The sequence below is a fragment of the Shewanella salipaludis genome, assembly GCF_012911865.1.
Classification (GTDB): domain Bacteria; phylum Pseudomonadota; class Gammaproteobacteria; order Enterobacterales; family Shewanellaceae; genus Shewanella; species Shewanella salipaludis.
Genome location: NZ_JAAXYH010000010.1, coordinates 15,845 through 28,695 on the forward strand (window position 1 = coordinate 15,845; position 12,851 = coordinate 28,695).

Here is a 12,851-nt window from a genome sequence, read left to right on the forward strand (position 1 = left end):
TGACCGGGAAGGGCTATGCTTGCCGGTTTGAGCCTGGCCGTTAGCCGGCGCCAGGCTATTCTGTCTTAAGCACATAACTGCTCACTTGGGCCACGATGCGTTGCAATCTCTCGTCATCGCTGACACTGATACGTATCATGCGAAAATTGTCATCCGTGGTCTTAACCACTTCCTTGCGCCAGTACCAATCCTTGCCCGCCAGCTCGCTGCGGCCCTCTTTCTTGCCGACATCGGGAAACTTGGGATCCAGTCTGGCGTCGACCATCTGGTTATCCGCTACCCACTGGGCCAGGGTGCGCTCTTCCAGGATCGGCATGTTGGCCATCTGTTCCCCCAAGCTCTTGGTGATGGAGACGGCGGCGATGGAAAACACCGCCAGCGCCACTATCACTTCCAGCAAGGTCATGCCTTGCGCCCGGCCCATGCCGCTAATCCTGCTCATTTGGCCTTCCCAGGGTCAATCGACCCAGCGCGTCGCCCACCACCAGCACTTCGGTCAGCCGGCCCTGGTCGTCCTTCATCCTGAAAGCCAGCTCGAAGGCACTCATCTCGCCGCTGGGGAACAGCAGCACCTGAGGTTCTGGGTGCAGCTTCTTCTCCTCCGCACTTGCCTCGATCAGCGGCTCGTCGAACCAGGAAGTCTTTTCTTCATCCTCCTGCACCAGAGGCAAGCCATCGAGCACCAGATCCAGCTCGACACCCGGCTTCATGGTTTTCTCGGCCAACAGCCTGTCCTGTTCCAGCGGTTGCCACTTGCCTTCGTCGTCATAGACAACAAATTTATAGCTGTCCTTCTCTACCACTATGCCGAGAAACAGGCCGCTCAGTACCGTCTCGTCGAGCACCATCCCGGTGGCGGCGATAAATTGCTGCGCCGACCGCTCCAGCAGCTGCTTGGGGCCTGAGTTGCCCATGGACATGGTGACGGCAGCCGCCGTCAACCCCATCAGCAGCACCACCAGCAGCACTTCCATCAGGGTAAAGCCTGCCTGGCGCGAATTATTCATCTTATTGGAAATTCTGCAGATTCCAGTTGCCTATGTCATCTTCGGTGCCCGGCTGGTTGTCGGGACCGGCACTGAAGATGTCTATCTTGCCGTTCTCGCCCGGGCTCAGCAGCAGATAGTCGTTGCGCCATGGATCCTGTGGCAAACGCTTCACATAGCCACCTTCGCGGTAATTACGTGGCTCGGGAGAGATGCTTGGCTTCTGCACCAGCGCCTCGAGTCCCTGCTCTGTGCTGGGGTAAATGCCATTATCCAACTTATACATGTCGAGCGAATTCTCCAAGGCCACTATGTCAGACACGGCCTTCTGCTGATCAGCCTTGTCTTTGTTGCCCATGAGGTTAGGGACGACCATGGAGGCCAGGATCCCCAGGATCACTATCACCACCATGACTTCCAACAGGGTAAAGCCTTTCTGTCTGTTTGCGTTTTGCATTTACTACTTCCTCAATAAAAATAATGTCTTACTCAGTTTGCGTGGCGCTTGGGCTGAGGCTTATGGCCTCAACCACTGATCAGGTTATTCAGCGCCAATATGGGTTGCAAGATAGCCATCACGATAAACAACACCACCGCCGCCATGCTCACCACCAGCATAGGCTCAAACACCCCGAGGGCGATAGTCACATTGGACTCGAACTCTCTGTCCTGGTTGTCGGCCGCCCGCTCGAGCATCTGCTCCAGCTGACCGCTTTTCTCGCCCGAGGCTATCATGTAGAGCATCATGGCAGGAAATAGCTTGGTATTGGTCAGTGCAGTTCCCAGGCTGGTCCCCTCCCTGACTCTGGCCGTCGCCTCATCCACAGCGCTTTTGACCCGGACATTCTGCAACACCTCGCTGGCGATACGCATGCCGTCGAGCAGAGGCACCGAACTTGCCGACAGTATGCTCAGGGTACGGGCGAAGCGCGCCGTGTTCAGCCCTTTACTGACTTTACCTATCACGGGCATGTTCAGCAATGCACCGTCATATTTCATCCTGAATGCAGGTTGCAACAGCATGCGTCTGAACAGGGCGAAGAAGATCACCAGGGCCGCCAGCACCAACAAGCCGTAGGACTGTACGAAGGCGGAGGCGGCGATCAGGAACTGAGTGCTGCCGGGCAGCTCGGCCCCCATGTGCTCGAACTGGCCGACCACCTTGGGCACCACGGCCGCCAGCAGTATGGAGATCACCCCTATGGCGACTGTGGTCAGCACTATCGGGTAAATCATCGCCTGGGTCAGCTTGCTCTTGAGCTGTTGGCGCCGCTCCGTATAGTCGGCGAGCCGGTTAAGCACCACTTCCAGATGACCGGATTTCTCGCCCGAGGCCACCATGGCACGATAGAGATCGTCGAAGATATGCGGGAATTCCGCCATGGAGTCGGCCAGGTTATAACCTTCGACCACCCGGGAGCGCACCGCCATTATCATGCTGGCGAGGCGATCTTTCTCGCATTGCTGCCCCACCGCCTTGAGTGATTCTTCGATCGGCAGCCCCGCCGCCACCAGGGTGGCTATCTGGCGGGTGATCAAGGCCAATTCTGCGACGCTGATCCCCCGCTTGAACAGGCTGAAACCGCCACTCTTGGCCCGCGCTTCCTTCTCGGTCACAGGCTGAATATCCAGGGGCATCAGCCTTTGATCCCTGAGCTGGCTGCGGGCATGCCTGGCGGTATCGGCTTCGATCACCCCCTTCTGTTGCTTGCCCTTGGTATCCAAGGCCTTATATTCGAATGCCGGCATGGGTTATTCCTCGCGGGTGACGCGCAACACTTCTTCCAAAGTGGTGATCCCCGCCAGGACCTTGCTCATGCCATCATGCCTGATGCTGGGCACACGCTTGCGTATGTATTTCTCGATCGCCAGCTCGCCACGACCACCGTGAATAAACTCACGCACTGTATCGTCCACCAACAGGAGTTCATGTATGCCGGTACGGCCACGGTAACCGTTATTGCCACAGGCCTTGCAGCCATTGGCACGGAAAATATGGCGCTGATCGTCACTCGCCATCCCCAGCAACTCGCGCTCACGCTCGTCGGGTACATGGGCCGTCTTGCACTTGGGGCATAGGGTACGGATCAACCTCTGGGCCAGGACCCCGAGCAAACTGGATGACACCAGGAAAGGCTCGACCCCCATGTCCTGCAGACGTGTGATGGCGCCGGAGGCGGTATTGGTATGCAGGGTGGAAATCACCAGGTGACCCGTCAGGGATGCCTGCACCGCGATCTGCGCCGTTTCCAGATCGCGGATCTCCCCTATCATGACCACATCGGGATCCTGACGCAGTATGGCCCTCAGCCCGCGGGCGAAGGTCATGTCTACCTTGGTATTGACCTGAGTCTGGCCTATGCCCTCGAGTTCATACTCTATGGGATCTTCGACCGTGAGGATATTGGTGTCTTTGGAGTTGATCTCGGTCAGGCCGGCATACAGGGTAGTACTCTTGCCCGAGCCTGTGGGGCCTGTGACCAAGATGATGCCATGGGGCTTGCGTATCAATTCGTCAAACTGCACCCTGATACTCTCTGTCATCCCCAATTGTTGCAAGTCGAGATTGCCCGCATTCTTGTCCAACAGACGCAGCACCACACGCTCGCCATGGCTGGATGGCATGGTCGACACCCGCACATCGACGGCACGGCCACCGATACGCAACGAGATACGGCCATCCTGGGGCACGCGTTTCTCTGCTATGTCGAGCCTGGCCATGACCTTGATCCGCGACACCAGCAGTGATGACAGCTTGCGGTTGGGCTTGAGCACTTCCTTGAGCACCCCATCGACCCTGAAACGCACCACCAGCTGCTTCTCATAGGTTTCGATATGGATATCCGAGGCCTCTTCCTTGATGGCTTCAGACAACAAGGCGTTGATGAGCTTGATTATCGGCGCATCATCGTCGCCTTCGAGCAAGTCTTCGGTCTGGGGTAATTCTTCCGCCAGGGTGAAGAGATCCATCTCGTTGCCTATGTCTTCCATCAGCTGCTGGGCTTCGGAAGAGTTGGCCTGGTAGGCCTGGGTCAGCTTGGCTTCGAATTTATTGGCCTCAATTTTCACCAAGGGCAACTCGACGCCGGCGTAGCGCCGCACCTCCAGCAGGGCGGCGACCGGGGTATTATCCGTATAGAAGAGGCTGAGGGCATCCTGCTCGCCCCTGGCCAAGACCACTTCGTATCTGTGGGCGAAGGCGAAGGGCAAACGTTCCTTGCTGTTGGAATGAAACACTTCATCCCCTTCGGCATCCATCCCCAGCGTCAGCTCGTTGCTGACGGCGGCGAGATCCTCGCCTTGGGCTAGTTCTATATCACTCATGGGACTGATCTTTCACTTTAGTGTCGTTGATGACCTTCAAGGCGGGATCGGTTTCGCGCATATGGGTATCCAGGCCCTTACCCTCTTTATAGCGCTCGAGAATGTCATTCACTTCCGGCGGCAGATAGGCTTCCTGGCTCCACTCCGGCAGCACTGGCACCTGGGTATTAGGCATGAGGTTAATGCCGCGCTCCTGTTGCTCCAGCTGCAACGCCCTGAAATAGTTGTACTTACGGCCGGCGATGCCTTCCATGGTCATGCCGTCACGGATAATGGTCGGCTTGATGAACACCATGAGGTTCTTCTTCTTCTTGCCGCTGGAGGAAGACTTGAACAGATGGCCGATGAAGGGAATGTCACCCAAAAGCGGAACCTTCTGTATGCTCTCCTGCACTTCCTCGTTGATAAGCCCCCCCAGTACCACTATCTGGCCCGAGTCGGCCATCACGGTCGTGGTCAGACGGCGGGTCGCGAAGGTCACGTCGACCCCTGTCTTGCCGTTGATGCCGGACACTTCCTGCTCTATGGTCAGCTTGACCGCGTTGCCTTCGTTGACCTGAGGCACCACCTTGAGCTTGACCCCCACTTCCTTACGCTCGACCGTCTGGAAGGGGTTGCTGTTGCTGGAGCTGGCGGTAGAGCCGGTCAGAATAGGCACTTCGTCGCCGACGATGAAGGAGGCTTCCTGGTTATCCAAAGTAGTGATGGACGGAGTTGCCAGCACGTTCGACTTGGTATCGCTGGAGATCGCCTGGATCAACGCGCCGAAGTCCCCCCTGGCCAGGCCCCAGGCCATGCCATTGACCTTGCCGAGGGCTTGCGCCAGCAGGGTGATATCGCCCGGGGTATCAGGGTTGTTGGTACAGTTCTGATTATCGCCGGCACCGCTACAGGTCTGCGAGGCCTTCTTGTCTCTGGCACTCCACACGCCAGCGCCGACTTCGCCTATGGTTGGCCCCAGGTTATTGAACTGGGTGCCGCCGCCGGCAGTGGTCGCCCACTGTACGCCGAAGCCGACATCGTCGCCCTCGGCCACTTCGACTATGATGGCCTCGACCAGCACCTGAGCCCTGCGTATATCCAGCTGATTGATGACGCTCTCTATGGTACGCATCTGATCCGGCTCGGCACTGATCACCAGGGCATTGGTATCGACATGGGCCATGATGTTGATTTCGTTGCGACGCTTATTGCCTGCTTTGGCGCCGCCGTCTTTGTTGTCTTCCAGTTTCTGGGCAAAACCCGTCAGCACTTCGACCAGGTCTTCCGCCTTGGCATAGCGCAAATACCTTACCTTGGTATTGCCCGTGCTGGCCTGCTCGGCATCCAGCTTATGGATCAGCTCCACCACCCGCTGGCGGCTCTTCTCGTCGCCACTGACGATGACGGCGTTGATCCTTTCATCTGCCACCACCTTGGGAGCCTGACCCGGCATCTGTGCCTGGTTGGCTGAGGCACGGTAGAGGGTATCTATGATACGTACCATTTCCCCGGCAGAAGCGAACTCCAGCGGCACCACCTGCACGGCGGTATCGCCCTGCTTGTCGACCCTGCGCACTATCTCCACCAGCTTATTCACCACGGCGGCACGGCCGGAGATCATCAGCACGTTGGAGGGGTCATAGTTGACCACGTTACCGCCGCCGGCATTATCGTTGAGCTGGCGCAACAGGGGGGCCAGCTGTTTGGCCTCAGTGTTATACAAGGCCACTATGCGGGTCACCATCTCATCGCCTATGCCGGGCTTGGCATCGTCGGCAACCCGGATCGCCGCCGTCTTGGCATCCTTATCCTTGATGATCTTGATGATGCTGTTATCCACCTCGACCACGGCATAACCGTAGACCTGCAGCACATTGAGGAAGAATTGATAATACTGTTCATCGTTGAGCAAGTCATAGCTGCGGACGTTGATCTTACCCCTTATGGTAGGATCTACTATGATGGTCTTATTGAGGTTCTTGCCGACTATGTTGATGAATTCCTGAATGTCGGTGCCTTTGAAGTTCGCCGCATATTGCTCGGCCCACACCAGCTGCGAGGCGAGCATGCTGGCCCCGGCGACGACTGCGGCGATTAGCTTGCGGCGGTTCACTTTCTTGTTCATTATTCTTCTTCCCCTGCTTTATTGCGGCAAACTAAACATGATCTCGACCAGTTGTCCATCACGCTCGACCATGATGGACACTTCCGTCAATTCGGCCAACTGTGCCATAACTTCCAACGCCTGACTCATTTCGGTCAGATCGTAACCATTAATAGACTTGGCCAAGTCATTGGGCTGAAAACCGGCTTGCTTGAACAACGCCGCATCCTTACCCGGATTCAATCTGTAACCTACCAACTCATCCCCTTGTTTTACCGGGGATATTGCCAGGTAGTCGGTGATCTTGCTCGGGTCGGCCAACAGCTCTTCGCGGGACTCGGCCAACTCCTGGGAGACCTCGCCGTCACGGCGGCGATCGACCCGCTGCACCCTGTTGCCCTTGGCTTGCTGCAGTTGTTCGTTGACCTGGCTCTGACTGGTATACTTGAGGCCGTCGAGCATCAGGGTTTCATAACGCCCGGCGTTGGTGATGATGATGCGATCGGCATAGACTTCCTTGAGCGATGCCGAAGTGCCCTTGATCTTATCCCCCAGGCCATAGGTTTCCTGGCTGCCGGCGGACTCTATCACCGCCAGGCCCTTCTGCTCGGCGGTGGAGGCCACCACGCCGGTGAGCTGGATCGACAGCGAGGTCTTGGGCGCATCTGTCACAGTTTCTACCGGCTCGACCTTAGGTTTATCGGATTTGTCTGCCTTACCGAACAAACCCAATTGCAATACCTCCCCTATATCGACCTTAGTGCCCTGGCCCACGCTTTGGGGGCTTGGCGACCAGTTGCCTGTCTGTTGGGAATTGGGGACGAGCTTCCAGCTGATCTGGGCTGCCAGAAATAAGGCGAGAATGAGCCCCAGCCAGAACACGATCTGGCTCAAGGCTCTGTGGGGAACCCCGGCAGCTTTGGCGATAATCTTATCTAATATATCCATATTTATTTGGACCCTCGATACAGGTCTCTGTTCTGATTATAATAATTTAACAAATCCTGCCACATGCTAACCTAGCTGGCTTAGCGCAACAAGCCCATAACACCACTAGCATTGGCGATATTTAACCAATTATGCTAACTTTGCGCGCCATCGAGGCATGGGAAGCGTGATATCGTCAGAGCATGAGCTTTATGACTGAAAATCACGACCCGCCGGCCGCCACGGCAAACCGACACTCGCCCCGAGCCCGCTGGAGGAACCATGACCGACAATCATAACGATAGCACAAGTATCAGACTCGATAAGTGGCTCTGGGCGGCCAGGTTTTATAAGACCCGGGCCATAGCCAAAGAGATGATCAACGGCGGCAAGGTACACTATAACGGCCAACGCACTAAATCCAGTAAACTGGCCGAAATAGGCGCACGGCTCAGGATACGCCAGGGATATGACGAAAAAGAGATCGTCATACTGAATTTATCCCAGCAACGCCAGAGCGCCGCCGTGGCCCAGACCTTATACGAGGAAACGGCCGAGAGCCAAGTCAAACGCCAGGCGAACGCCGAGGCCAGACGGCTTAACATGCTGAACAACCCGGCGCCGGACCATAAGCCGGACAAGAAACAACGGCGACAGCTGACACGTTTTAGAGACATCTAACCAGTGAGAGTTCAAATGAGCAAAGATATTTTACACCGCTACCTGTTTGACAACGCCGATGTGCGTGGCGAACTGGTGCAGCTGGAGCAAAGCTATCAACAGATGCTGGCCGCCCAGGCGTATCCCAACGTATTGCAGACCCTCCTGGGTCAGCTGATGGCCGCCACCTCACTGCTCACCGCCACCCTTAAGTTCAGTGGCGACATCAGCGTCCAGCTGCAGGGTGACGGTCCCGTCTCCCTGGCGGTGATCAACGGCAACAACCTGCAGCAGCTGCGCGGTGTGGCGCGCTGGAGCGGCGAGCCGAGCGACGATGCCAGTCTGGAACAATTGTTTGGCAAGGGCTACATGGTGATCACCCTGACGCCGGATCAGGGCGAGCGTTATCAGGGCGTGGTCGCCTTGGATAAGGCAGATCTGGCCGCCTGTCTGGAAGACTATTTCACCCAGTCCGAGCAGCTGCCTACCCGCATCTGGCTGTTTGCCGACGGCAAGCAGGCCGCAGGCATGCTGTTGCAGGTACTGCCGAGCGAGTCGGATCACGCCGAGGACTTCGACCATTTGAGCCAATTGACCGCCACTGTGAAGGCCACAGAGCTGTTCGGCCTAGAGGCCGAAGAAGTGCTGCATCGCCTGTATCATCAGGAAGAGGTCCGCTTGTTCGATCCCATAGGGATCAGCTTCAAGTGCAGCTGCTCACGGGAGCGCAGCGCCGCCGCCATACGTACCCTGGATAAGGCCGAGATAGATGCCATTCTGGCCGAGGAAGGCAAGATCCGCATGGACTGTGAATATTGCAACAGCCAATATGCGTTCGACAGCATAGATGTCGAAGGCATCTTCGCAGATACGCCGGCACCGGCAACGAAACAGTAACCTTGCTCAACTGAGAGGACGCCATCTGGCGTCCTTTTTTATGGCCCCTGAACTTCCCGCTCACACATTCATCCCGCTTAAGTTACAATCAATTTCGCTACAGGAAGTCCCTGAGCGCAAACCAAAATCGGCAAGCAGACCGATATACTCACCTACATAAGATGGAGACCTTACTCATGGCGGATGAACTACACCGCGTACACCTTAACTCTTCGACGGCACAGCTGGTTGAGCTGGCGCTGCAGCGAGGCGAAGGCCAACTCACGGCCGATGGCGCCCTGGTAGCCAACACAGGCAGCCGCACCGGCCGTTCCCCCGGCGATCGTTTCATAGTCAAAGAAGCCGGCACCGAGCATGATATCGAATGGGGCCCGGTCAACCAGGCCTTCGATGCCGGTGCATTCGACGCCCTCTGGGGTCGGGTCGAGGCCTATCTGGCCGATAAGGAGTTATTCGTTTCCGAACTCGAAGTCGGCGCAAATCCCGCCCACTACCTGCCGGTACGGGTCACCACGGAATACGCCTGGCACCAGCTGTTTGCCCGCAACCTGTTCATAGTCCCGGAAAAGTTCAACACAGGGGACAAGGCTTGCTGGCAGATCATCAATGCCCCGGGCTTCGAATGCGTGCCAGAACGTGACGGCACCAACTCGGACGCCGCCGTGATCCTCAACTTCGCCGAACGCAAGGTGCTGCTCGCCGGCCTGAAATACGCGGGTGAGATGAAGAAATCCATGTTCTCGGTGCAAAACTTCCTGCTGCCCGCCAAAGGCGTGTTGCCCATGCACTGCTCGGCCAACGTCGGTGCGGATGGCGATACCACCCTCTTCTTCGGCCTGTCCGGCACGGGCAAGACGACACTGTCGGCCGATCCCAAGCGCTTCCTGATAGGCGACGACGAACACGGCTGGGCACCGGGTGGGGTGTTCAACATAGAGGGTGGCTGCTACGCCAAGTGTATCGACCTGAGCCAGAAGAACGAACCGGTGATCTGGGATGCCATACGTTTCGGCACAGTGCTGGAAAACGTGGTCATGGACGGCAAGCGGGTTCCTGACTATAAGGATGCCAGCCTGACGGAGAACACCCGCGCCGCCTACCCGCTGGAACACATTGCCCAGCGCAAGGAAGACAACTGCGGCGCCGAGCCCCATGCAGTGGTGTTCCTGACCTGTGACGTCTCCGGCGTCTTGCCGCCCGTGTCTATCCTGACCAAGGAACAGGCCGCCTATCACTTCCTGTCCGGCTACACGGCCAAGGTAGGTTCTACCGAGGTAGGCTCAACCTCGGCCATCCAATCGACCTTCTCTACCTGTTTCGGCGCGCCTTTCTTCCCACGTCCTGCCGGTGTCTATGCCGAGCTGCTGATGCAGCGCATAGCCTCTTTCGGCAGTCAGGTCTATTTGGTCAACACGGGTTGGACCGGCGGCCCACACGGCATAGGCAAGCGATTCGACATACCTACTACCCGTGCGATAGTCGATGCCATAGTCAATGGCTCGCTCAAAACCGCCGAGACAGAACACCTGGAGCAACTGAACCTGGCGGTGCCTGTGGCTATCCCGGGTGTCGACAGCAAGCTGCTCAACCCGATCAACACCTGGGAAGACAAGGCCCTGTATGCCGAATACGCTCAGCAACTGGCCGAAGCCTTCAGTAACAACTTCGCCAAGTATCAGGTGTCTGATGCGATCAAAAATGCCGGCCCCAAGTGCTAGTCACGCCCTGTAGATGTCAGTATTAACAATCCCGGCCACAGCGCCGGGATTTTTTATGGCTGTCATCCGGATCTATCGACGAGCTTGCCCATCCATCCTGAAATCTAACGCTGCAACAGTGAGTTGTGCGGATTGCCCAGACCAGGGCCTCAAAGCAGAATGAAAATTATCCTAAAAAACTCGGCACCGCCGGGAATTACTACCTACAATTTTTCTGTCCATGGACTGACCGCACGCTAGCGTCTTGCGGCCACAATCCTTGACGGCAACTCAAACAAACTTGCAAGCGTGACATGGTGTTACGTCGGACGTAAAACTTCCGGGAAATTGGAATTTTTACCTGGTCCACAACTCTAAAGGAATTAGCTATGAGTGAAATAAACTGGAATGATGGCGCAGTATCGACACTGACGGGTGGTGACACCTTGACCTGTGCCAATCTGAAGCAGGGACAGCTTTACGCGGTTTTTCTCTACAACTCGGCAGGCGAAGATGCCAACATAGGGGTCAACGTCAATATTGGTAACCTCTACCCACCAAAAACAGTGACTGTACCAGGCACCACGGGCAACATGGGCTTGGCGGCCCTGGCTCTGGTCTCAGGCACAGATACCCAAACGGTCTCTATTTCGATTACCAGCCAGCAGCAAGGTTCGAAAGTGACCGCTTGGTTAGGCAGCGTCGGCATGCCGACCAATACCTCGGGCCTGCACAATCAGTCCTTGCCTTTCAATGGCGAACAACAGCATTATGACAAGTGTTATCGTTATTATGCCGTGCCCAAGAGTCAATGGTACCAATTGACGCTCAACAGCCCCGTGACTCAGTTCATCTCGACCCAATTCACCGAAAACTACCTGAATGTGTTCATCAACAATCCTGTCGGTGATCCTGCCACCGTGATAGTGCCAACGGGCTCGGTGAAAGAAGGCGCGCCCGGCCTCGGTTCTTATCAGATAGTGAAGTCGGATTCGACACCTCAGACCATCACCTATCAAGATCAGGGCAATGGCCAGCAGAAGGTGTGGATGAATGCCGACAGCGGTCAAAATTCAAACAACTCCTCCATCGCGGCTCAGTACATGTAACTGACGTCTGTGAAAACGTGCGCCAATGAATGGATCAGGCATCGAAAAGGTGCCTGATTTATTTATGAAAAATCTAACCTTCCCCAAAGATGACTCGCGACCGGATATTCCGCGCCGAACCTTTCTGCGGCTTTCCCTGGGGCTGGTCGCCACCGGCATGCTGAGCAGCTGCCGCAACTATGACTTCCTCGATGCCTGGGCCATGCCCGCCATTCAAGACGACAATCTCATCGATTGGGACGATGGCCGGCTGATCAACCTTAACCGAGGCGAAACCGCGGTCTGCAGTACGCTCAAGTCGGGGCAATTGTATTGCCTGTTCCTGTACAACAGCTCGCCCAGTGATCACAATGTCGACGTCACCCTGGTCTGGAGCAACTCGCAGCCGCCGGTGACTGTCACTGTGCCCGGGACCGAGGGCAATCAAGGCCCCGCCTCTCTGGTGCTGGTGTCAGGCCGGGATACCACCACCATTTCGGCGGCGATCACTCAGACGAGCAGCGGCAGTATCGAGTGCTGCATTGGCAGCGTCGACATGCCGACCAACACAGAGGGCTTGCGCAACAGACGACTGCCGGATGATGGCAAGCCTTCGCCATTGCTGAAACATAACCGCGACTATGCGGTACCCGAAGGTTCCTGGTATCAGCTCACCCTAGAGAACAAATACAATCAATCCCTCGTCATTCAATTCCAGCAGCATAACGCAGTGATCTACATAGTTAACCCGGCTGTCGATGCACAAGCGTTCGTCACCTCACTCATCACTGCGCTCGGCTCCGTCAAGCGAGATCTGGATTATCGCGTCGAGCAGCCGTCACAGGGGGAATTGCCTCAATACCTCAGCATTCAATTCCAGGGCGATGGCGCCCAGCGGGTATGGATGAGTTTCAGCAGTGAACAAGACTCCCGGGATACCTTCATCACCCTACAGGCGCTCAACCCCCAGCCAGATGCCAAGCCGGCAGCCGCCCAGGCGCTACCCGGGGGCCAGGTTAACACGCAGCCTTTGCCCCATGCCGGCCCACAGCCGGTATCCGAGCAATAGCCGTTGCTTGACCTGTTTGCCGCATCGGCTGACACCAAGGTGCGCCCCATACGGGCATAGGCTATTTTCGAGCACGGACACGGCAAGCCCAGGCCGGATTCGGCGCGTCGATTTAAG

Annotated in this window: 12 protein-coding genes; 5 read left to right on the forward strand and 7 right to left on the reverse strand. The window is 56.7% G+C overall.

The genetic code is table 11. The features are described from left to right. Positions 1-55 precede the first annotated feature (55 nt). From gspI to gspC, 7 genes are all read right to left on the reverse strand, one after another. On the reverse strand, positions 56-424 hold the full coding sequence (gene gspI, locus HC757_RS13405; RefSeq protein WP_169564997.1) for a type II secretion system minor pseudopilin GspI: 369 nt from the start codon (positions 422-424) through the stop codon (positions 56-58). A gap of 4 nt (positions 425-428) precedes the next feature. Next, the gene (gspH, locus tag HC757_RS13410) at positions 429-1,007 is read right to left on the reverse strand and encodes a type II secretion system minor pseudopilin GspH (protein ID WP_169564886.1); all 579 of its coding nucleotides are present in this window, start codon (positions 1,005-1,007) and stop codon (positions 429-431) included. 1 nt (position 1,008) lies between these two features. After that, positions 1,009-1,443: a type II secretion system major pseudopilin GspG gene (gene gspG, locus HC757_RS13415; RefSeq protein WP_169564887.1), complete on the reverse strand. Its 435-nt coding sequence runs from the start codon at positions 1,441-1,443 to the stop codon at positions 1,009-1,011. Positions 1,444-1,511: 68 nt separating this feature from the next. Then, positions 1,512-2,735 carry a type II secretion system inner membrane protein GspF gene (gene gspF / locus HC757_RS13420; protein ID WP_169564888.1) on the reverse strand — a complete coding sequence of 408 codons (1,224 nt, stop codon included), beginning with the start codon at positions 2,733-2,735 and terminating at the stop codon, positions 1,512-1,514. Positions 2,736-2,738: 3 nt separating this feature from the next. Next, entirely contained in the window at positions 2,739-4,310 is a 1,572-nt protein-coding gene (gspE, locus tag HC757_RS13425; RefSeq protein ID WP_169564889.1) for a type II secretion system ATPase GspE, read from the reverse strand. Then, on the reverse strand, positions 4,303-6,417 hold the full coding sequence (gene gspD, locus HC757_RS13430; protein WP_169564890.1) for a type II secretion system secretin GspD: 2,115 nt from the start codon (positions 6,415-6,417) through the stop codon (positions 4,303-4,305). The genes gspE and gspD overlap by 8 nt, the downstream gene beginning before the upstream one ends. Before the next feature lie 18 nt (positions 6,418-6,435). Beyond that, on the reverse strand, positions 6,436-7,344 hold the full coding sequence (gene gspC / locus HC757_RS13435) for a type II secretion system protein GspC (protein ID WP_169564891.1): 909 nt from the start codon (positions 7,342-7,344) through the stop codon (positions 6,436-6,438). 261 nt (positions 7,345-7,605) lie between these two features. On the opposite strand from gspC, the gene hslR reads away from it, so the two are divergent. From hslR to HC757_RS13460, 5 genes are all read left to right on the forward strand, one after another. Then, a complete protein-coding gene (gene hslR, locus HC757_RS13440) occupies positions 7,606-8,004 on the forward strand; it encodes a ribosome-associated heat shock protein Hsp15 (protein WP_169564892.1) in 399 nt (132 codons plus the stop codon). Between the two features lie 15 nt (positions 8,005-8,019). Next, positions 8,020-8,880, forward strand: a complete 861-nt coding sequence (hslO, locus tag HC757_RS13445) for an Hsp33 family molecular chaperone HslO (RefSeq protein WP_169564893.1) — start codon at positions 8,020-8,022, stop codon at positions 8,878-8,880. A 110-nt stretch (positions 8,881-8,990) separates the two neighbouring features. Further along, the gene (locus HC757_RS13450) at positions 8,991-10,598 is read left to right on the forward strand and encodes a phosphoenolpyruvate carboxykinase (RefSeq protein WP_280520983.1); all 1,608 of its coding nucleotides are present in this window, start codon (positions 8,991-8,993) and stop codon (positions 10,596-10,598) included. A gap of 368 nt (positions 10,599-10,966) precedes the next feature. Next, positions 10,967-11,686: a hypothetical protein gene (locus HC757_RS13455; RefSeq protein ID WP_169564895.1), complete on the forward strand. Its 720-nt coding sequence runs from the start codon at positions 10,967-10,969 to the stop codon at positions 11,684-11,686. A gap of 64 nt (positions 11,687-11,750) precedes the next feature. Next, a complete protein-coding gene (locus HC757_RS13460; protein WP_169564896.1) occupies positions 11,751-12,734 on the forward strand; it encodes a hypothetical protein in 984 nt (327 codons plus the stop codon). The last annotated feature ends 117 nt before the right edge of the window (positions 12,735-12,851 follow it).

Excerpts from the sequence above, each read along its gene's own strand:
- gspD (WP_169564890.1), bottom strand. The coding sequence starts at position 6,417 with ATGAACAAGAAAGTGAACCGCCGCAAGCTAATCGCCGCAGTCGTCGCC.
- gspI (WP_169564997.1), bottom strand. The coding sequence starts at position 424 with ATGGGCCGGGCGCAAGGCATGACCTTGCTGGAAGTGATAGTGGCGCTG.
- HC757_RS13455 (WP_169564895.1), top strand. The coding sequence starts at position 10,967 with ATGAGTGAAATAAACTGGAATGATGGCGCAGTATCGACACTGACGGGT.
- gspG (WP_169564887.1), bottom strand. The coding sequence starts at position 1,443 with ATGCAAAACGCAAACAGACAGAAAGGCTTTACCCTGTTGGAAGTCATG.
- gspF (WP_169564888.1), bottom strand. The coding sequence starts at position 2,735 with ATGCCGGCATTCGAATATAAGGCCTTGGATACCAAGGGCAAGCAACAG.
- gspH (WP_169564886.1), bottom strand. The coding sequence starts at position 1,007 with ATGAATAATTCGCGCCAGGCAGGCTTTACCCTGATGGAAGTGCTGCTG.
- HC757_RS13460 (WP_169564896.1), top strand. The coding sequence starts at position 11,751 with ATGAAAAATCTAACCTTCCCCAAAGATGACTCGCGACCGGATATTCCG.
- hslR (WP_169564892.1), top strand. The coding sequence starts at position 7,606 with ATGACCGACAATCATAACGATAGCACAAGTATCAGACTCGATAAGTGG.
- gspC (WP_169564891.1), bottom strand. The coding sequence starts at position 7,344 with ATGGATATATTAGATAAGATTATCGCCAAAGCTGCCGGGGTTCCCCAC.
- hslO (WP_169564893.1), top strand. The coding sequence starts at position 8,020 with ATGAGCAAAGATATTTTACACCGCTACCTGTTTGACAACGCCGATGTG.
- gspE (WP_169564889.1), bottom strand. The coding sequence starts at position 4,310 with ATGAGTGATATAGAACTAGCCCAAGGCGAGGATCTCGCCGCCGTCAGC.